At 68.3% G+C, this 18,246-nt stretch carries 13 protein-coding genes and 2 pseudogenes; 6 read left to right on the forward strand and 9 right to left on the reverse strand.

Annotated elements, in window-relative coordinates; all coding sequences use genetic code 11:
• The first annotated feature begins 628 nt into the window (after positions 1–628).
• A complete protein-coding gene (locus AQJ64_RS16270; RefSeq protein ID WP_157881027.1) occupies positions 629–952 on the forward strand; it encodes a hypothetical protein in 324 nt (107 codons plus the stop codon).
• A 28-nt stretch (positions 953–980) separates the two neighbouring features.
• Here the strand turns inward: AQJ64_RS16270 and AQJ64_RS52285 are convergent.
• A pseudogene (locus tag AQJ64_RS52285) lies at positions 981–1,241 on the reverse strand (GNAT family N-acetyltransferase); the annotation flags it as partial.
• A complete protein-coding gene (locus AQJ64_RS16275) occupies positions 1,238–2,308 on the reverse strand; it encodes a polyprenyl synthetase family protein (protein ID WP_055635979.1) in 1,071 nt (356 codons plus the stop codon). The gene AQJ64_RS16275 and the pseudogene AQJ64_RS52285, both read right to left, overlap by 4 nt.
• A 104-nt stretch (positions 2,309–2,412) precedes the next feature.
• On the opposite strand from AQJ64_RS16275, the gene AQJ64_RS49065 reads away from it, so the two are divergent.
• From AQJ64_RS49065 to AQJ64_RS16290, 4 genes and pseudogenes are all read left to right on the forward strand, one after another.
• Positions 2,413–2,982, forward strand: coding sequence for a hypothetical protein (locus AQJ64_RS49065; protein WP_157881026.1), 570 nt, complete (start codon positions 2,413–2,415; stop codon positions 2,980–2,982).
• Complete coding sequence (locus AQJ64_RS16280) at positions 2,982–3,275, forward strand: hypothetical protein (protein WP_055635978.1); 294 nt, start codon at positions 2,982–2,984, stop codon at positions 3,273–3,275. Before AQJ64_RS49065 ends, AQJ64_RS16280 begins: the two co-directional genes overlap by 1 nt.
• 631 nt (positions 3,276–3,906) lie before the next feature.
• A complete protein-coding gene (locus AQJ64_RS16285) occupies positions 3,907–6,504 on the forward strand; it encodes a SpoIIE family protein phosphatase (RefSeq protein ID WP_206189784.1) in 2,598 nt (865 codons plus the stop codon).
• Positions 6,505–6,642: 138 nt separating this feature from the next.
• A pseudogene (locus AQJ64_RS16290) lies at positions 6,643–6,801 on the forward strand (transposase); the annotation flags it as partial.
• 939 nt (positions 6,802–7,740) lie between these two features.
• Here AQJ64_RS16290 and AQJ64_RS16295 read toward each other — a convergent pair.
• The 7 genes from AQJ64_RS16295 to AQJ64_RS16325 form a co-directional block, all read right to left on the reverse strand.
• A complete protein-coding gene (locus AQJ64_RS16295; RefSeq protein WP_063788789.1) occupies positions 7,741–9,510 on the reverse strand; it encodes a family 43 glycosylhydrolase in 1,770 nt (589 codons plus the stop codon).
• 11 nt (positions 9,511–9,521) lie between these two features.
• Entirely contained in the window at positions 9,522–10,919 is a 1,398-nt protein-coding gene (locus AQJ64_RS16300; RefSeq protein ID WP_206189783.1) for a glycoside hydrolase family 5 protein, read from the reverse strand.
• Positions 10,920–10,974: 55 nt separating this feature from the next.
• Positions 10,975–13,092 (reverse strand): beta-galactosidase, encoded by a 2,118-nt coding sequence (locus tag AQJ64_RS16305; RefSeq protein WP_055635976.1) that lies wholly within the window; start codon positions 13,090–13,092, stop codon positions 10,975–10,977.
• Between the two features lie 65 nt (positions 13,093–13,157).
• Positions 13,158–13,745, reverse strand: a complete 588-nt coding sequence (locus AQJ64_RS16310; protein ID WP_157881025.1) for a hypothetical protein — start codon at positions 13,743–13,745, stop codon at positions 13,158–13,160.
• A 28-nt stretch (positions 13,746–13,773) separates the two neighbouring features.
• A complete protein-coding gene (locus AQJ64_RS16315) occupies positions 13,774–14,673 on the reverse strand; it encodes a carbohydrate ABC transporter permease (RefSeq protein WP_157881024.1) in 900 nt (299 codons plus the stop codon).
• Between the two features lie 2 nt (positions 14,674–14,675).
• Positions 14,676–15,581 (reverse strand): carbohydrate ABC transporter permease, encoded by a 906-nt coding sequence (locus AQJ64_RS16320; RefSeq protein ID WP_055635973.1) that lies wholly within the window; start codon positions 15,579–15,581, stop codon positions 14,676–14,678.
• A complete protein-coding gene (locus tag AQJ64_RS16325) occupies positions 15,581–16,915 on the reverse strand; it encodes an ABC transporter substrate-binding protein (RefSeq protein ID WP_055635972.1) in 1,335 nt (444 codons plus the stop codon). Before AQJ64_RS16325 ends, AQJ64_RS16320 begins: the two co-directional genes overlap by 1 nt.
• A 250-nt stretch (positions 16,916–17,165) precedes the next feature.
• Between AQJ64_RS16325 and AQJ64_RS16330 the strand changes: the two genes are divergently transcribed.
• Positions 17,166–18,212 (forward strand): LacI family DNA-binding transcriptional regulator, encoded by a 1,047-nt coding sequence (locus tag AQJ64_RS16330; RefSeq protein WP_055635971.1) that lies wholly within the window; start codon positions 17,166–17,168, stop codon positions 18,210–18,212.
• The last annotated feature ends 34 nt before the right edge of the window (positions 18,213–18,246 follow it).

Below are 18,246 nucleotides of genomic sequence, written 5' to 3' on the forward strand. Positions count from 1 at the left end.
TGGACACGCGGGAACCTTTTTCTTCGGGGACATGGCGGTCGTCTGCATGCGGGAGTCACGCGGTGCGTGGCCGCTCCGCGTGAGGTGCGGTGGGTGGCTGCATGCGTCGGCGCCGGGACCCAAGGGGTTCGTCGGCGCCGTGCGACGTCATCCAGAGAAGCAGGGTCGGAGGCCGTCCGCAAAGACCCCTTGTGCTAGTTGTGGTCGTATTCGGTGGTGCGGCTGTTGGTGTGAGCTGGCTCTCAATGTGCAGGTCGGAGCGGTAATTGGCATGGACGTGACGTACGTTTTGCACTACTAGTGGCGTTAGTGGGTGATGTGGGTCATGTGTGGTGCTTCACCGTTCGGGCCCGTTCCCGTCGTCCCCGCATCCGCGGGGACGTTCCCCGGCTCGTGGAGAAGCTCCAGCCGCTGTACGGGCTGCTCCCCGCGCCGGGAGTGTCGCCGACCTTGCGCGGGAGTCCTTGACGAACTCCTCGCCGACAGCCGCACCCACGTCGACGCGATGGCCGGGCGCGGGCGGCGAGGGTGTCGGCCGCAAGCCCCCGCAGCGCCGGTCCCGGCCTTCGATTCGCAGACGCCGGAGCGGGGCGGCGCCTGCGTTTGCGTGGGCGGGGGGCCGCGGGGGATGTTCCGGCTGCGGCCGGTGGTGGAGAACGCGGGCGTCGTCGGCGGCCGTATCGCCTTCAGCGTCCGCGCCGAGAAGAAGGACCTGATCGACGTCGGCGGGAAGGCGGACTTCCCTGGCGTACGGCGCGACGTCGTCCGGCGGCGCGGCAGTGCCGAGGGGTACCGGTACGGCAGCAGCCCCGGCGGGGCTGTCCGCGATCCGGGGCAGGCCGGTCACAGGAACGTCGACCGGCCCCACTTAGCGATCTTGAGGTGGGTTCTGGGAAAGAGTTTCGGCCCACTTGGCCATCGCGTGGCGGGAAGGGCGCGGCAGCGAGAGTGACGACACGTCCGCTGCTGTCGTCCAGGGCACCTTCCAGGAGGCGCGACGCCCGGCCTTGACCGCGGAATACCGGGGCAACGCCGATGTGGCTGATCCAGAGCGTGTCCTTCTCGATCGCTCTCAGGTATCCGACGGCCTCGGTCGTGCGCACCTCCCACCCGGCGAGCGGTCCGGGCCTGGGCAGGCCCGCGAGGTCGATCCGAGCCCCAGGCCTCCTTCGGGCCGGGGCGGGATCCTGACCGCCGCCGACGATCCTCGTCGATCCTGCCTGTTCCGTGGAACCGTTCACATGGCCCGCTCAACGCTCCACAGCGGCAGTTGCTCGAAGAAGGTGACCGCCTCCTCCCGCCACTGTGTACGCCAGCCGGCGGCCATCTCGGACGCCTGTCGTGCAGAGCGGCGCATGTCCGCCTGCATGATCCTCGGCACGCCGCGGCGCTCCCCGATCTCCCGGACGGCGGCGATGGTCTGCGGCGTGCAGGACGGGTCACCGAGCGCGGCTTGCACGATGCGACGCTCTCTGTCGTCGACGACTGCCAGCAGGGCACGGACGGTGTAGCTGTGCTTGCCGTCGCGCAGGTCGGTGCCGCAAGGCTTTCCCATGACGGCCGCGTCCCCGAACAGGTCCAGGTAGTCATCGCGCATCTGTCCACCGATCCCCACCAGCCGTGCGTACTCACGCAGCTTCTTCTCCATACGCGCAGGCTGCTCGCCTGCGGCCAGGAGGCCGAGCTGCATGGGTGCGAGGATCGAGTAGCGGGCGGACTTGTAGTCGGTCACGCAGTGCAGGACCTCCTCGTCCGGTGCGGCGGCGAAGTCGCGTTCCATGTCGATGATCTGGCCCACGAACGTGTCGGCCGCCGCACGGGTCTGCACCTCGACCATGGCCTGGCGCACCTCGGCCGGTACTTTCGCCTCCAGCAGCACCTGCAGCGACAGGGCGAGGGCGAGGTCACCCGCAAGCACGGTCAGACCGAGAGCGGTCTGCGGGCGGCCGGGAAACCGCTCGCGGTAGGCGTAGTAGGTGGACGGACCGCCGCGGCGGGTGGGGCTGTCATCGATGAGGTCGTCATGCACCAAGCCGTGGGTCTGCAACAGCTCGATGCTCAGGGCGGCGGCATCAAGTCCCTCGACCGGATCGTCCGTCACCAGACGCGCCGCCTCATGCAGGACAACGACCCGCATCCGCTTCCCGCCCCGCAGGGACAACTCCCTCAGCAACCCCAGGCACTCTGGGGCGAACTGGCTGAACGACGGCGCATCAAGTCCGGCGCCCACCGTGTCGAAGTACGCCTCGAAGAGCGTGTTGAACCGCTGTTCGTGGCCGTTCGCACGCTCAAGGATCTGCTGGGTCATCCCGCGTTCTTCCTGCTCGGGCGCTGTCGGAGGACAATGCCGTACACCTGCGATGGTAGGGGGCCGGTGCCTGTGGCTGCTCATGGAGCCATGAGGTGTACTGGGTGGCCCTGACCGTTTCGTCCGCGCAGAGCGCAATCCGTGGCCGGCGGGAAGCCGGCTTCGTGCAGAACCCGCCGCACTTGCTCCCAGCGAGACGTGATCATCCACTCCGACTCCTGCCGTGCCCGCGTCATCTGCAGGATGTCCCGGATCTGCGCCGCTTCGCGTTCGTCGAGGTCGGCCCGTCCCAACAGCAGGTGAAGCCGATCCCGTTGGACCGGGCCCGCGCTCTGCAGTCCCGGGGCCGGCAGAACCGTCCGCTAGCCGACCAAGCGCACGCCGTCACAGGTCTGGGCGGCTCGAGGTTCCTGCGGACTGTCACGGTCAAGGAAGGACTGCCGCCGAATGACCTACCACCGGCGGGACGGCTTTCAGATGTCGGAGGAGAGCGAGATCTGGATCTCCTACGAGAGGCGATCTTCGAAGCGGAACTGCACCGGGGCACCAACGTCATCACCGGGATCATCGCCCCGCACGCCAAGAAGACCGGACGGCGAATGGATCCGCCTGGTCCTGGAGCAGCTCGGCGGCCTCAAGGCCCCCTCGAAGTCCTGACCCGCATGGAACGCTGATGAACACCATCAACGAGACCCGGCCGCCGGCAGTGCGCCTGCGGCGCCATCCCCGCGACACCACGGAGGCCGAACGGGCCGTCCTCGAACCGCTGCTGCCCGTCCCCGCCTGCGAACTGCCCATGAGCGGACCTCCGGAGAAGCATCCGCGCCGCAAAGTGGAGGGCGGTACCCGTCGGCTTCGGGATCCCCTGGCGCACGGTCTACGGGTCTTCCACCCGCGGATTCGACGGCGCACGCTGATCAACGGCAGGAAGCGGCACCTGGCGGTCGACATGCGAGGCAGACGCTGACCGTCATGGTCGCCATGGCCACGCCGCACGACAGTCGCGCCTGACCCACCCCTGACTCGCAGGTGTCCCGCCGCAAGGACCAGGACCGCTTCGCCGTCCTCGCCAAGCGGTGGCGAGTCGAACGGGCGATCTCGCGGATCATGGACGCCGGTTGGAGCTCTGCCGGAGGAGGTATCGGCCTGCTCACCGGCCATGGGGGAGTGGGGGAGTGGGGGGGGCACGGCCGTCCGAGCCGCGAAGCCCGCGCCCCTGGTCCCGGCATAACCGTCGTGACGGGTACGTCTACGGCCCGCCCGAAATGACCTCGGCCGTGCGCAGCGCCCTCAGCGCCCCGCGCAGGCTGGACGTTCCCCCGGCAGGTGCGCACCGGGCGGTTCGGCCGGCCCGACGTGCGAAGCCGACGACCAGTGGGGCTGTTGGTACTGCGGGGGCGTTCCTCGACTTCAGTGACTGATGTGGTGGCAGAGGCGATGAGGTGTCGGCGGGCACGGGTCGCTCGAAAGGCAGGCCCGTGACTAAGCGGGGTGACCAATGCTAGAAAGGCCGGATGGAAGACCGTTTTGCCCGAGTTTCGTATGCGTCGCGGCTATGGTCACTGGTGCGGAAGAACACGCGAAGCGTCGCGGGGCAGATGTTCCTCATGCAGGTGACGCTGGTGGTGCTGCTCGTGGCATTCGCCGTCTTCGCCCTTGTCCTGCAGTCACAGCGGCACACCAGCGCCGAGGCCAAACGGAGATCCATAGCCGTCGCGCAGACATTCGCGCATTCCCCGGGCGTGCTGCCCGCCCTGCGAGCCCCCGATCCCTCGAAAGTCCTGCAGCCGCTGACCGAAGCGGGACGCAAGTCCGCAGGCGTCGACTTCGTCGTGGTCATGGACACGAAAGGGATCCGCTACACCCATCCCCTGCCGGACCGGATCGGGAAGCGGTTCGTAGGAAAGATCGAGCCGTCGCTGGCGGGGAAGGTCTATACCGAAAGCGTGCACGGCCCCCTGGGCCAGGAAGTCCAGGCGACTGTGCCCATCCGGAACGCCCGGGGCCACGTCGTGGCCCTCGTCTCCGCCGGGCTGAAAGTCAAGAACGTGACCGGTCTGGTGGAGCGGCAAATACCGATCATCCTGACCGCCGGGGCAGGCGCACTCGGAGCGGCCACCGCCGCCACGGTGCTGGTGAGCAGGCGGCTGCGACGGCAGACGCACAGCCTGGCCCCGAACGAGATGGCCCGCATGTACGAGCACCACGACACCGTGCTGCACTCCGTGCGCGAAGGGGTGCTCATCGTCAATGACGAGGGGCGATTGCTGCTGGCGAACGACGAGGCCAGGCGGCTCCTGGAGCTGCCCCCGGACGCAGAGGGGCAGCATGTGTCCCAGATGCCCACCCTCGAGCCTGAAATGATGTCGTTGCTCAGCTCCGGCCGCGAGGCCAATGACGAGGTGCATTTGGCCGGATCGCGGCTGCTGGTGGTCAACCAGAGGCTCACGGATTGCGGCGGAGGCCCCAAGGGCACGGTTGTGACGCTGCGCGATTCCACGGAGCTGCGGGCAGTGTCCGGCAGGGCCGAGATCACAGGTGAGCGACTGAAGCTGCTCTACGACGCCGGACTGAGCATCGGCACCACGCTGGACGTGATCCAGACGGCCGACGAACTCGCCCGGATCGCCGTCCCTCGTTTCGCGGACTTCGTCACCGTGGACCTGGCCGACGCCGTACTGCACGGCGAGGAACCGGCGAGCACGGCAAAGGGAATGAGACGCGTCGCCGTATGCGGTGTCCGGGACGACCAGCCGCTCTACGAGAAAGGCCGGCTGATCGACTTCCTGCCCTCCACCCCCCAGGCACGCGGCTACGGCAGCGGCCGCTCGGAACTGGTGGCAGACCTCTCCACCGCAACGGGCTGGCATCTGCAGGACCCGGAGCGCACCGAACAGATAGTGGACTACGGCATCCATTCGCTCATAGCGGCTCCCATCCAGGCCCGCGGTGTCGTGCTGGGCATGGTCAACTTCTGGCGTTCCGAGGAGCACGCCCCCTTCGACCAGGAGGAGCTCTCACTGGCGGAGGAACTGGTGGCTCGTGCCGCGGTCAGCATCGACAACGCCCGCCGGTACACGCGCGAGCACGCCCTGGCGGTCACCCTCCAGCGCAGCCTGCTGCCGCGAGGCCTGCCCGAGCAGAGCGCCCTCGACGTCGGCTACCGGTACCTCCCGGCCCAGTCAGGGGTGAGCGGAGACTGGTTCGATGTGATTCCCCTCCCGGGCAGCCGCGTGGCGCTGGTCGTCGGTGACGTGGTCGGTCACGGCCTGCACGCCGCCGCCACCATGGGGCGGCTGCGGACCGCAGTGCACAACTTCGCCACGCTCGATCTGCCGCCCGATGAACTGCTGAGTCATCTGGACGACCTGGTCGGGCGCATCGACCAGGACGAATCGTGCACGGACAGCCCCGCCGCCGTCGTGGGCGCCACCTGCCTGTACGCGATCTACGACCCTACGACGCGCCGCTGCACCATGGCACGCGCGGGGCACCTGGCTCCCGCACTGGTCCATCCTGACGGAAACGTCACCTTTCCCGACCTGCCGCCGGGTCCGCCACTGGGGCTCGGGGGCATGCCCTTCCAGGCCGCTGAGCTGGACATCGCCGAAGGCTCCCAGCTCGTCCTGTACACCGACGGTCTCATCGAGGACCGGACCCGCGACCTCGACGAAGGAATGGAACTCCTGCGCAAAGCCCTGGCGGGTCACCCTGAGCGCGAGCCGGAGGAGAGCTGCCAGGCCGTGCTGGGATCGCTGCTGCCCGAACGCCCCACGGATGACGTGGCTTTGCTCATCGCCCGTACCCATGTGCTGCCGCCGGACCGGATCGCCGAGTGGGACGTGCCCCCCGATCCGGCCGCCGTCGCCGGGGTACGCGCCGCGGCGACCGACAAGCTCGACGAGTGGGGGCTGTCCGAACTGGGCTTCAGCATGGAACTGGCGCTGAGCGAGCTCGTCACCAACGCTGTCCGCTACGGTTGCGAGCCGATCCACATGAGGCTGATCTACGACCGCACACTGATCTGCGAGGTGGCTGACGGCAGCAGTACCTCGCCCCACTTGCGGTATGCGCTGACGACCGACGAAGGCGGCCGGGGGCTGTTCCTGGTGTCGCAGTTGACCGAGCGCTGGGGAACCCGGTACACGCCCCAGGGCAAGGTGATCTGGGCCGAGCAGGCGCTACCGAAACCCTGAGACTTGACGTGCTCCCTGGCTTGAAGGCCAGGGCTTCCGGCCGGGGGCGTCCGACCCTTCCGGGGGCCTCCTGCCTCAACGCGCGGTGCGGGCACGCGTGCCCGTCTTACCGGCCAAGCTCCTATGACGAACGGTCTCATGGATGGCCAGAACGACTACAGGCGTGGCAGGCATGTCGTTTCGGGGATGCATGTGCACTTGGTGTTCGTGACGAAGTACCGGCGCGGGGTGTTCAACGACGAGACGCTGACACGCTGCGAAGAGATCATGCGGAAGGTGTGCGAGGACTTCGAGGCGTGCAGTTCCCGCCAGCGGTCACGAAATGCCGCCAACGGGCTGCGAAGCCGCTCGGCGGTCCTGATCCCCAGCGTCTTCAGGGCATCCTGTCCGGCAGGCTCGTGAGATGTGAAGTGGGGAGCATGGTCGTCGCCGGGCTCGGGGTCGATCCAGTCCAGATAGGTTCCGTAGAAATGGGTGACAACGTCGCAGACAGCTTCGGCCTGGGTGGCAGCATCGGGGCTGACGATCCTGACCCGTTCCGTGGGCTGGCGTACCGCTTCCCAGGCCCGCGCAGCAAACGCCGAGCAGGACGTCGTCCGGGTCGACCACCACCAATTACGTGACCGTCCACACGCCTGGCGATCGCCGGTGCAGCCGGGCCAGGTCCCCGCTCTTCGGGCAGAGCCGGATCGGTCTCTCCCGGGCGTCCACACCTGACAGCACCGGCACTCGACCTCCCCGATGTGACGGTCAGCGGCGGTGTCCGCACTGACTTGCACCACACCATCGGGCTCCTGCTGGACTCGACGGCGATCCAGACCGCCTTCGGATCATCCGCCTGTACGCTCCCGGGCCGGGTACGGACGGTCACCGCAGTGAGGTCTGCGGAAGACGACTCTTCCTGAGCTGTTCACCAGGTACAGATACACGAATGCGGTCCTCAACTTCCGTGAACTTGTCTTCCCACGGCTCCACTTTGTGCACCCTTCCACTCCTCAACCGCCAGCTCCTCGAGGTGGTCCCCTCCTGCTGCAGTGCGGATCCAACACTCGCGAGCCTCGTCTTCACGAAACGCCGACAGTCCTCCTGCTTGCTTGATTCAGGCGGGCCGAGTCGTCGACTTCATCCACCACCGCGCCTTCGCCGGGCGCGCGCGACCTACAGCCTGTCCGACGAGCGTGCGGTGCCGCTCGGCCGTGCACCGTTGAAGGCGACCTCTGGCCGCGCCGCCCGCGATCACATGAGCGGCACCGTCTCGCCAGGTGCGATGCCGCCTTCGCCGAACGCGTCCACCGCCACCCAATACTCCGCGTCGGCATTGAGCGAGCGCAGGTCCAGAGAGGTCCGCTCGTACACCAGCCAGCTGTGATAGAGCTTCTGCGGATGGCGGCCGTAGCGGATGTTGTAGCCGGTGGCCGCGGTGGCGAGGTCCCACTCGATATGCGCGGTGCGGCCGTCGACGCGGCCGGCCCGGGCACGAACCGGGCGCGGGGCCACGCCGTCACCCGTGCCGAAGACCCGTACACCGCTGACCGCGAAGACGCCGTCGAACGGCATGCGGCCGCCGGTGACCCGGACGAACCGGGCGCGCAGCGGTGCGTCGAGCACGATGAATGCGTGCGGGGCATCGGTGTCCGTCTCTCGGTGGTCGCGTACAACGGTCCATCGCTGCCCGTCCTGCGAGACCTCCACCAGGGTCTCGGCCGGCTGATGACGGGGAAAGATTCCGCGCCAGAACTGAGGGTTCCAGTCCGCTCCTTCGGGGACCGGTGGGGCGATGTCTCCCAGCCCGTGGTCGGCCAAGTTGACCTGCACGGCGTGCACGGTCTTGCTCACGCCGAGGTCGATGGTCAGAGACTCCCCGGGTTTGCGGCCCCCTGCCGCCCACCAGGTGCGGATGTCCTCGTCGACTGCGGATGCCGGGGTGTGGCCGGGGGCGGCTGAGGAGGCGGTGGTGCGCGCCTTGTAGGACAGCAGCATCCAGGGCGGGGGTGTCCACGGGTCGAACGGACCGTCCGGGAGGACGAAGGGGTGGTCGGCGAAGTTCTGGTTGCAGAAGAGCACGCCGTCCTGGTCGAACCCGGCGGGGAAGATCCCGATGCGCCGCTCGAAGTCGTCGTTCACCGAGATGCGCATGGTCGACGCGTGCCACCAGTTTCCGTGACGGTCCTGGAAGGTGCTTCCATGGCCCGCCCCGGTGATGAAACCTCCTGGTTTCGAAGAGAACGGGCTGTCGAGTGAGTACTGGAAGGGGCCCAGCGGGGATGGGGCCGTGTAGTAGCCGTCGGCGTAGGTGTTGAGCTGCGTGGCGGGCGCCGCGTACTGCAGGTAGTAGGTTCCGTCGTGCTTGGTCATCCACGCGCCCTCGATGTACGGGTTGCCCTGGAGGGCGAGGAGTTGGTCCTGTTCAGGTCGCGTCGGTGTGGCGGCAAGGTCCTCCCCGACCTGTTCCCAGCCGTGAGCGGCGACATCGGCCCGGATCAAGGGCTCCGGTTCGCCGATTCGCTCGAAGGTGTCCGAGAGCCGCACCCCGTAGAGGGGTGTTTTGTTGTCGCAACCCCAGTAGAGGTAGACGGCGCCGTCGTCATCCTGGAACAGGTTCGGGTCCCAGAAGGGGAAGGTGCCCGGTGTGACCTCGACGAAGTCGTCCGCCAACGGATCCACGCTGCGGAAGAAGGGGCAGTTGGCTTCTTTCCTGGACGCGCTGATGTGCAGGGCTCCGTCGATCTCCCGGACATCCGGTGCGTAGTCCAGGGCGGGCAGCTTGGACGTCGCGCGGTACTCCCATCGCAGCAGATCCGCCGAGTGCCAGAACCCCGCCGACATCGACACGAACATGTAGAAGCGGCCCCGGTACAGCACGACGGAAGGGTCCGCCGCCTCTCGGTGGACGGACCGCCGCGGCTCACCGTGGTCCGTGCCGTCGCGGCTGCCGGAGGCGCGAATGTCCTGGTAGCGGTAGGCGAGGTCGAGGGGATTGCACATCACGCGCTGGGAAGAATGCATCGTTCGGTCTCCTATCCGTCGGCGAGTGCGTCCAGCAGCCAGTCGCGCTGTACGCACTGCTCCAGCGCGAAGGAGTCGGCCAGGGCGATGAGGTCGTCGTCGCCGAGGCCGTGGAAGAGTCCGGCGTATTCCTGGATCAGGGGCTGCCCCAGCAGGATGTGCCGCAGGAGGACGTCCGCCCATTGGCGGGTGCTGAACGGCCGGCCCGAGAAGCCCGGGAACTCGTCGGCGATCAGTTGCTCCAGCGGCTTGGCCAGTTCACGGATCACGCCGTCTGGGGAGCCCCATGCCTCCGCGCCCAGGCGGTGCTTCTTCGCCATGAAGTCGGCGAAGTGCCGTTGGTAGGCGCTGTCCGGTGCGCTATGGACAAGCCCTTGGAGGCCGACGTCCTTGTAGGTCCAGATGGACCAGCTCGCCTCGTGCCTTCGGTAGATGTCCAGCTGGTCGGCGAGCAGTTGGGCGCACTGTTCGTCGCGCGCCGGGTCGCCGGTGTACACCGGGCCGAACTCGCCTATCCAGACGGGGGTGTTGGTCTTGCGCATGTAGGCGGTGCGGCGCAGGAAGGCCTCCTCGACCTGTTCCTTGTCGATCCAGGTGCCGTCCGTCTCGCCCGGGTAGCTGCCGCTGCGGGCGAAGCCTGCGCGGGCGTAGTCGTGGCAGGTGTAGACGGCGTTGTCGATGGGGGTGTCGAAGACGTCGAAGTCGGTGGAGTAGTGGTTGCCGTCGAGGAAGAGGATGTGGTGTGGGTCCACCGCGCGGATCGCTGCGGCGAGGCGGTCGTAGAAGGCGGGCAGGACCTGGCCGGAGTCGTCGGCGGGCTCATTGACCGGGTTGTAGCCCGCCACCCAAGGATTGTCCTTGTAGCGGTCGGCGATGACCTCCCACAGCCGTACCACCCGGTCCTGGAAGTGCGGGTGGTCCCAGAAGAACGTCAGGTGCGTGGGGTTGTCGGAGTGCCACTGGTGGTTCTGGTAGCCAGGCAAAGAGTGCAGGTCGATGACGGTGTAGATGCCGTACCGCGCGCACAGGTCCACCACGCGGTCGAGCTGGGCGAAGCCCTCCTCACGGATCTCGAACGGGTGGGCGTCGTCCTCGAAGTGGCGGTAGTTGACGGGTAGACGCAGACAGTTGACGCCCTTTGCGGCAAGCAGCGCGGCGTCGACCTCGCCGAAGAAGGCCGTCAGGAGGCGGTCGAAGAACAGCTCATGGCGGCGCTCGCCGAGCACCTCCCGTACCGCGGAGCGCATCGCGGCCTCGTTGCCCGGATGGCCGGTGATGAAGTTCTCCATGTTCATCCAGCCGCCGAGGCCGGCGCCCCGGAGCCGGACGGGCGTGCCGTCGCATGTCTCCAGCCGGGTGCCGGAGACCCTCAGCAGCGGGTTGGGGGCGGAGGAAGGTGTGGTGGTCAAAGAGGTGGCATCCTTCTTGATGTGGCTAGGGGTGAGGCTGGGTGGTGTCGCGCTGTCAGGCCTGGGTAGACGCGTCGACGGTGACGAAGACCCGTACGTCCCAGGGCCCCAGGCGCAGTTCTGTTCCGGCGGGCGCGGCGGTGCCGTCCAGCACGTCGGTCAGTGCCTCCGGCGCGGTGACGTGGGCGAGGTCCCAGCTCCAGTTGTGGACGACGTGGATGCGGCGCTCGTCAGGAGAGGTGCCCGTGGCGGCCGTGACGGACGGCGGCAGGTCCCGCCAGCCACTGCGGGGGGTAGGCGCGAGCCAGCTGGCCAGCGCTCGGGCGAGTTCGGCGCTGGGAACGGTGCCGACGCAGGTGACCCGGCCGGCGCCGTGACGGTGCGTGGTGACGGCTGCCCAGCGGCCGAAGTGCGGGTGGTCGTACGTGGTGAGCACCTCGGCGTCCAGGGCGGTGAGTCCCTCGATCCAGCGGGTGGCCGTGGCTTGTTCGGGCAGGTACAGCGGGCTGCCGGGTGCCGCGCGCAGCGGGATGTCGGCCGTCAGGTTGCTGAACTCCTCGTAGCTCGCCCCGGCGGCCTCGACGAGCCTCCCCGGGGCCGGTTCGTGACGGGCCCGGCCCTCGTGGTCGGCGTAGCCGGTGCGTGGCCCGAGCACGAGGTGGCCGCCGGCGTGCGCATAGTCGGCGAGCCAGTCCAGGGTCGAGTCGGCGGCCAGGTACAGGGCGGGCACGACGAGGACGGGGTGGCGGCGTGCCGCCTCCTCGGGGCTCGGGCCCTGGCGTTCACCGCTCGGGTCGTGGAGCTGGCGGGCGTGCACGATATGGACCTGGCGGCCCGACTCGAAGGTGCCGCGGTAGAAGGGGTCGAAGATGCCGTGGTAGGCGTTGGTGTCGGGGCCGCCGTCGGGGTCGGCCAGCGGCGGGTACTTCTGCATCAGCCACTTGCTCGGCGTCGAGTAGACCAGCGTGAGGTCCGCGTCCGGTTCCAGCCCTGCGACCAGGGCGCCGGAGGTGTCGAACTCGGCCCCCAGCCGGGCCAGTTCGTCGTAGGTGCGACCGGGTCTGCCGCTGTGCGGGAGGATGCCGCCCACATAGGTCTCGGTCCCGAAGTGCAGGGTATGCCAGTGCCAGTACTCGATCATCCGCGCTCCGCGCGCCACCAGTGCCCAGGCGGCCTGGCGCCACTGGCCGTCGTAGGCAGGGCGGTTGTCCCAGGGCGGGCCGATGGTGCCGGCGTTGGTCTCGGTGACCAGGAACGGCGCCTGGCGGGAGGCGTACATCCAGTCCCCGATCTGGGAGACGGACCAGGCCCGTTCGCCGTACGACAGGGCGTCCTGCATGCCGTAGTAGGGGTTGCCTGCGGCGATGTCCAGGGCCTCGTTCAGTTCGTGGTCCTCTATGCCCGGGCGGGGGTAGGAGACGCAGGTCGTCACGAACTGCTCGGGTGCCGCGAACTCGCGGACGAGGGCCGCCTGCCAGGCGACGAACTCGGTGGTCAGCCGGGCCTGGAATTCCCGCCAGGCGACGTCGTACTGCGGCTGGGTGTTGCCGTCCGGCCGCCACAGGTCGGCCCAGGTGGTCAGCCGGTGCGACCAGTAGACCAGGCCCCACTCGCGGTTGAGGGTCTCCACGTCGCCGTACGTCTGGCGGAGGTGGTCGGTGAAGCGCTGGAAGACGCCGTGGTTGTGGAAAAGCTCCAGGCCCGGCTCGTTGTCGACCTGGAAACCGATCACCGCCGGGTGCCGGGCGTAGCGGGCGAGGATTCGGCGGATCACCCGCTCGGCGTGGAAGAGGAAGGCGGGGTGGGTGTAGTCGACCTCCTGGCGGGCGCCCCAGGGGATGCGTTCGCCGGAGCGCCGCTCGCCCGCGATCTCGGGGTACTGGCGTGCCAGCCAGGGCGGGACCGCGTAGGTGGGTGTGCCCAGGATGACGGAGATGCCGCGTTCGTGGGCGCCGTCGAGGACCGGCTGGAGCCAGTCGAGGTCGAAGACGTCGTTCTCCGGCTCCCACGTCGACCACACCGACTCGCCGACGCGGATGACGCTGAAGCGGGCCGCGGCCATGAGGTCGAGGTCGGCCTTGAGCCGTTCGTCGGCATGATCGGTGCCGTAGGGGGGCCGGTACTCGTGGTAGTACGCGGCGCCGAAGAGGACGTGGGCGGGCAGGTCCGCCATGAAGGGGGCCTCCTGGAGGCGAAGTTGGTGGAGGGGCGGCGGAGGGGAGGTTCCGCCGCCCCGTATCAGCTGCCGTTGGCCGGCTGGGTGTGCGTGGTCCCGTCGATGGTCGTGGTGAGCGTGCCGACGGCCTGGAAGTCGTTGCCGAGCATCACGGACGGGCCGAGGGTGAAGCCGCCTGGGCCGGTGCGCTTGGTACCGGTGTGCCGCCCGGTCAGCGTCGGGTCCTCGGTCCAGGTGACGCAGGCGAGGGCCGGCGCGGTGCCTGGAATGCAGCCGAGTGCGGTGTTGGAGACGCGCTCCCCCTTCCCGGCGCCGTTGATGATGGGTAGACGCTCGCGGGACCTGAGTCCGGCGCCCCCGCGTACGTGATTCCGAGAAGTACGTACTTTCGGGTCCCTGGTCGGGCCGGGTGAACCGATTCCGCCCCAGCCGGCCGAGACACAGCCCGTGGGGTGGGTGCACGCCCCGTCCGCCGGGAGGGTCGGCGGCACCGGCAGTTCCCTGATGTCCACCCGCGGTCGACCGGTCGCGGACGAGGCGTCGGCGGCCCGGACCTGGGTGTTGGGCAGGGTGGCGGCGAGCACCGGCGCCTCCGAGGCCGCGGTGGCTCTCGCGAGGGTGGGACGCATCCGGCGAACTCGCATGATCATTGCAGCTGCCTCCCTGGTCGTTGCCTGGTCACTTGAGCGCTCCCGCCGACAGCCCGCTGATGATGTGCCGCTGCGCGACGGCGTAGAAGATGACGATCGGCAGCACCGCGATGAGTGAGGCGGCGAGCAGGATCTGCTGTTGCGGGGAGTCCGCGGAGACGAAGTTGGTGAGCCCTCGCTGTACCGGCATCAGCGAGCTGTCGTTGAACAGCACCAGGCCCATGAGGTACTCGTTCCAGACCCCCATGGCCTGGATGACGGCCACCGCGGCGAGACCCGGCTTGGCCAGGGGGAGGATGATCCGCCAGAAGGTGCCGAGCAGGGAGGCGCCGTCGATGGCGGCGGCCTCCTCCAGCTCCCTTGGCTGGCTGGCGAAGAACCCGCGCATGATCAGGATGGAGATCGGCAGCCCGCCGGTGATGAGCACGAGGATGTAGCCGATCCGGGTGTTGGCGAGCCCGAGCGTGATCAGCAGCTTGTACTGGGCGATGAACGAGGCCGGCATCGGGATGATCATGATGACGAGAATGGTGGCCACGACGGCGCCTCGGCCGGGAAACTCGATGCGCGCGAGGGCGTATCCGGCCAGGCTCGCGATGATCAAGATCCCGAGGACCGCCGCCGTTGTGTAGAGGAGGCTGTTGGGCAGGTACTGGCTGAACCCGCCCTCGTTCCAGGCGGTGGCGAAATTGCTCCATTGGAAGGGGCGGGGGATCGGGTCCGTCCCCTTGTACAGCTGCTTGGCGCTCTGCAGGGATCCACTCAGCACCCACAGCACCGGCAGCAGAGCCTCCAGCGCGCCCGCGATCAGCAGCGCGTACAGGGCCATGCGGGGGCCGCGCGAGCGGCTGGGGCGGAGTCGTGGGGTCGGTTTCGGCAGCGGCCCCGCCGTCTCGGGCTCCCGTGCCCGGTCGAGAAGCGTGTTCACGGTCAACGTCCCTTCTCCGTCCGGGAGTCGGTGCTTCCGCCGAGCCTGCGCGAGGCCCACAGCTGGAGGCAGGCCAGGGCGATCAGGCACAGCCCGAAGATGACGGACATCGCGGCCGCGCGGCCGTACTCGGTGTACTGGAAGGCCTGTTGGTAGATGTGCAGGGTGGGGACCTCGGTGTGGCCGGCAGGACCGCCGTTGGTCAGCACCTGGACCGTGCCGAAGATCTGCAGGCCGCTGAGCAGGGTCAGCACGCTGACGATGCCGGTGACGTGGGACATGCCGGGCCAGGTGACATAGCGGAACTGCGCCAGTCCGCGGGCTCCGTCCAGTGACGAGGCCTCGTACAGCTCCTTGGGCACGTCCTGCCGGCCGGCCAGAAAGAGGATGAAGCCGAATCCCCAGTGGTACCAGACGAACACGGCGGCGACCGCGATCACGGCGGTCTTGGGATCACCCAGCCAGTTGTGCTGAAGCCCGTCGAGGCCGACCGCCTTGAGCGTCTGGTTGACGACCCCGATGTTCGGGTCGAGGAACCACGAGAACATCACACCCACCACCACAGTGGAGAACACCCCGGGCAGGTAGAAGACGGTGCGGAAGAACGCCGACCCGCGACGGGCGCGGTGCACGGCCAGGGCCATGACCATCGACACCGCGTTGGCGACGACCAGGCCGACCACGCCGTACAGGACGGCGTTCTTCATCGAGCCCCAGAACTGGGTGTCGTGCAGCACGTAACGGTAGTTGTCGAGCCCCACGAACGGCGTGTCCAGGCTCACCCCGTCCCAGGACTGGAAACTGAGCAGGATGCCCTGCACGAACGGGACCACCGTGAACAGGGCGATCATGGCAAGCGCCGGCGCCAGGAAGAGCCAGGCCGCCAGCACGCGACTGCGCCGCCGCACTACGCGCTCTTCTGCGCCGCGTCGAGGTCGCCGAGGACCTGGTCGACCGTGCGCTCCTTGAGGACGAGCGCCTGAGTGCCCTTCTGCAGAGCGGTGTTGACCTGTTCCAGAATCTGGTTCTGGACGAGTTGGACGTCGGATATCTTCGCGGCGATGCCCGCCAGCTGCGCGGGGACGTCCTTGTCCGACACGGCGCGCGCAGAGGGGATCAGCGGGACCCCCTTGGCCCAGGCCTGCTGCTGCTTGGCAGCGGTCAGCCACTTGAGGAACTTCAGCGCCTCGGCCGCCTTCTTGCTGCGGGGATTGACCGCCGCCCCCTTGGCCGCGCCGCCGACCAGGCGCGGGGTCTGGGTGCCGTCATCGGCCTTGGGCAGCGGGAAGGAGCGGAAGTCCGTGAAGTCCGGGGCCGTCGCGCGCGCCACGCCGACGGCCGAAGTGCCGTCGAAGATGGCCGCGACGCCCTGGGTGTTGAAGAAGGCCTTCTCCACGTTGGGGTTGTCGGTGGTGCCGCTCGGCAGCGAGCCGTTGGCGATCACGCCGGCGTCCCGCAGGTCGACCACGAGCTGCAGAGTCTTGCGCCAGCCTTCGCTCTTCCAGCTGTTCTTGCCCACGAAGGTGGCGTTGAGCTCCTCGTCTGACATGTAGTTGGACGCGTAGGACTGGATCACCTGGTTGGAGAGGCTGGTCGCGAACCAGAAGGGGCCCTTGCCGGACTTCTTGATCTTCCGCATCTGGTCGATGAACTCGCTCATGGAGGCGGGCGCCTGGTCCGGATCGAGCCCTGCGGCCTGGTACATCGCGGCGTTGACGAAGATCCCGAGAGCCGGGGTCTCCCAGTGGGCGCTGTAGATGCCCGGCTTCACATGCTGCGGGTTGTCGGCTCCGAACGTCGTGGTCTTGAGCGTGGCGGGCCGGAAGGTGTCGCCCCAGCCGTCCTTCATCTGGTCGGTGAGGTCCATGGCCCAGCCGGCCTTGTAGTAGGGGGCCATGGAGTGGCCGTCCACCACCGAGTACATGTCCGGCATGTCGCGGGACTGCGAGCTCGACTGGAGCTTGGTCAGAAAGTCCGTCGGGCCGACGTCGTCGATCCTGATCTTCACGCCGGTCTGCTGGGTGTACTGCTTGGCCAGCGCCTTCAGTGTCGCGGCCTGGCCCCGTGACTGGTTCATGAAGACGATCTCGGAGCCTCCGCCCGAGGTGCTGCTCCCGCCCGACCCGCAGGCGGCCAGTGTGGTGGCGGCCAGCCCGCCGCCAAGGGCGCCGAGGAAACCGCGGCGGGAAAGGAATGGGGTGGTGGCCGGCGAAGCCGCCTCCACCGTGTGGTCTCGCCTCATCGCGAGCCTCCTCCATGGGCCAGTGGGTGCTTCGAAACTTCACAACATGATTGAGCGAAAGAGATTTCCTCTGCCTCACTGACGGTGCACGCTAGATATGGGTCGAGATCTTCGTCAACCCTTTGAACACGGCTTGTTTCAGCAGAAGATCGTCGAGGATAGGCCCGATAGATGGCCGAAAAAAGTTTCGGTGATAGGGTCCTGCCTATTAGGAAGTAGCCTGACCGGCACGTTCGTCAAAGGGGGAGTCATGGCATCCGCTTCCAGTCGCGTGACACTGGCGCAGATCGCCGAGTACGCCGGCGTCTCGGTGGCCACCGTGTCCAAGGTCATCAACGGGCGCCCCGACGTGGCCCAGCAGACCCGCGACCTGGTGCTGGACCTGATGCGTCAGTACAACTACGGCGGCAACCGTGACAACCTGCGCGCCCACCCCACCGTCGAGCTGTTCTTCGGCTTCGAACGGCTGAGCATCTACCACACCGAGATCATCCAGAGCGTGGTGGACGCCGGGTCCCAGGAGGGCGTCGCGGTGGTGGTCAGCAGACGCGGTGACCACGATCCGGCGGCCGACCCCGTAGCCTGGGCCCGTGGCCTGGTCGCCGCCGGTCGGCGGGCGGTCATCACGGTCACGGCGAACACCCTGTCGGGTCCGATTCTCGAAGCCCTCAACCGGGTCCGGCTGCCGGTCGTACTGCTCGACCCAGAGTCCCTCCCCGACGGCTCGATCGTCAGCGTCGGCGCGACCAACTTCGCCGGCGGTAACGCCGCCGCCACACACCTGCTCTCCCTCGGCCATCGCCGCATCGCCTACCTCGGCGGCACCGAGCACGCCTGGTCCAACCAGGCCCGGCTGCACGGGTTTCGCAGCGCGATGGAGGCGGCCGGCGTGCCCGTGCCGGGCGAGCTGATCCGCCACGCCGGCACGTTCCACGCCGCTGAGGGCGTCGAGCACGGTGGACGGCTGCTGGCCGTCGAGCCGACGCCCACCGCGGTGTTCGCCGCCTCAGACGAACTGGCCGCCGGCGTCATCGAAGCCGCCCGGCTGCGCGGACTGCGCGTTCCGGACGACCTCAGCATCGTCGGCTTCGACAACACCCCGCTGGCCCAGGTGATCTCACCGCCGCTGACCACCATCCATGGCCCCGTCCCGGAGATGGGAACCGTGGCTCTGCGCACCGCTCTGCGCCTGGCGGCCGCCGAGGGCATCGACTCCCACCACGTCGAGCTGGCCACCCGTCTGGTGGTCCGTAAATCGACCCGGGTGCTGTCGGCTCCGAGCGACTCCACGCCCTGAACCGACCGGCCACCCAGACAGAAAGGGAGGCGAC

It is taken from the genome of Streptomyces griseoruber (assembly GCF_001514205.1).
GTDB lineage: Bacteria > Actinomycetota > Actinomycetes > Streptomycetales > Streptomycetaceae > Streptomyces > Streptomyces griseoruber.

Coding starts and splice junctions, on each gene's coding strand:
- AQJ64_RS16270 (WP_157881027.1), top strand. CDS start 629: ATGTTCCGGCTGCGGCCGGTGGTGGAGAACGCGGGCGTCGTCGGCGGC.
- AQJ64_RS16275 (WP_055635979.1), bottom strand. CDS start 2,308: ATGACCCAGCAGATCCTTGAGCGTGCGAACGGCCACGAACAGCGGTTC.
- AQJ64_RS16280 (WP_055635978.1), top strand. CDS start 2,982: ATGAACACCATCAACGAGACCCGGCCGCCGGCAGTGCGCCTGCGGCGC.
- AQJ64_RS16285 (WP_206189784.1), top strand. CDS start 3,907: ATGTTCCTCATGCAGGTGACGCTGGTGGTGCTGCTCGTGGCATTCGCC.
- AQJ64_RS16295 (WP_063788789.1), bottom strand. CDS start 9,510: ATGCATTCTTCCCAGCGCGTGATGTGCAATCCCCTCGACCTCGCCTAC.
- AQJ64_RS16305 (WP_055635976.1), bottom strand. CDS start 13,092: ATGGCGGACCTGCCCGCCCACGTCCTCTTCGGCGCCGCGTACTACCAC.
- AQJ64_RS16310 (WP_157881025.1), bottom strand. CDS start 13,745: ATGATCATGCGAGTTCGCCGGATGCGTCCCACCCTCGCGAGAGCCACC.
- AQJ64_RS16325 (WP_055635972.1), bottom strand. CDS start 16,915: ATGAGGCGAGACCACACGGTGGAGGCGGCTTCGCCGGCCACCACCCCA.
- AQJ64_RS16330 (WP_055635971.1), top strand. CDS start 17,166: ATGGCATCCGCTTCCAGTCGCGTGACACTGGCGCAGATCGCCGAGTAC.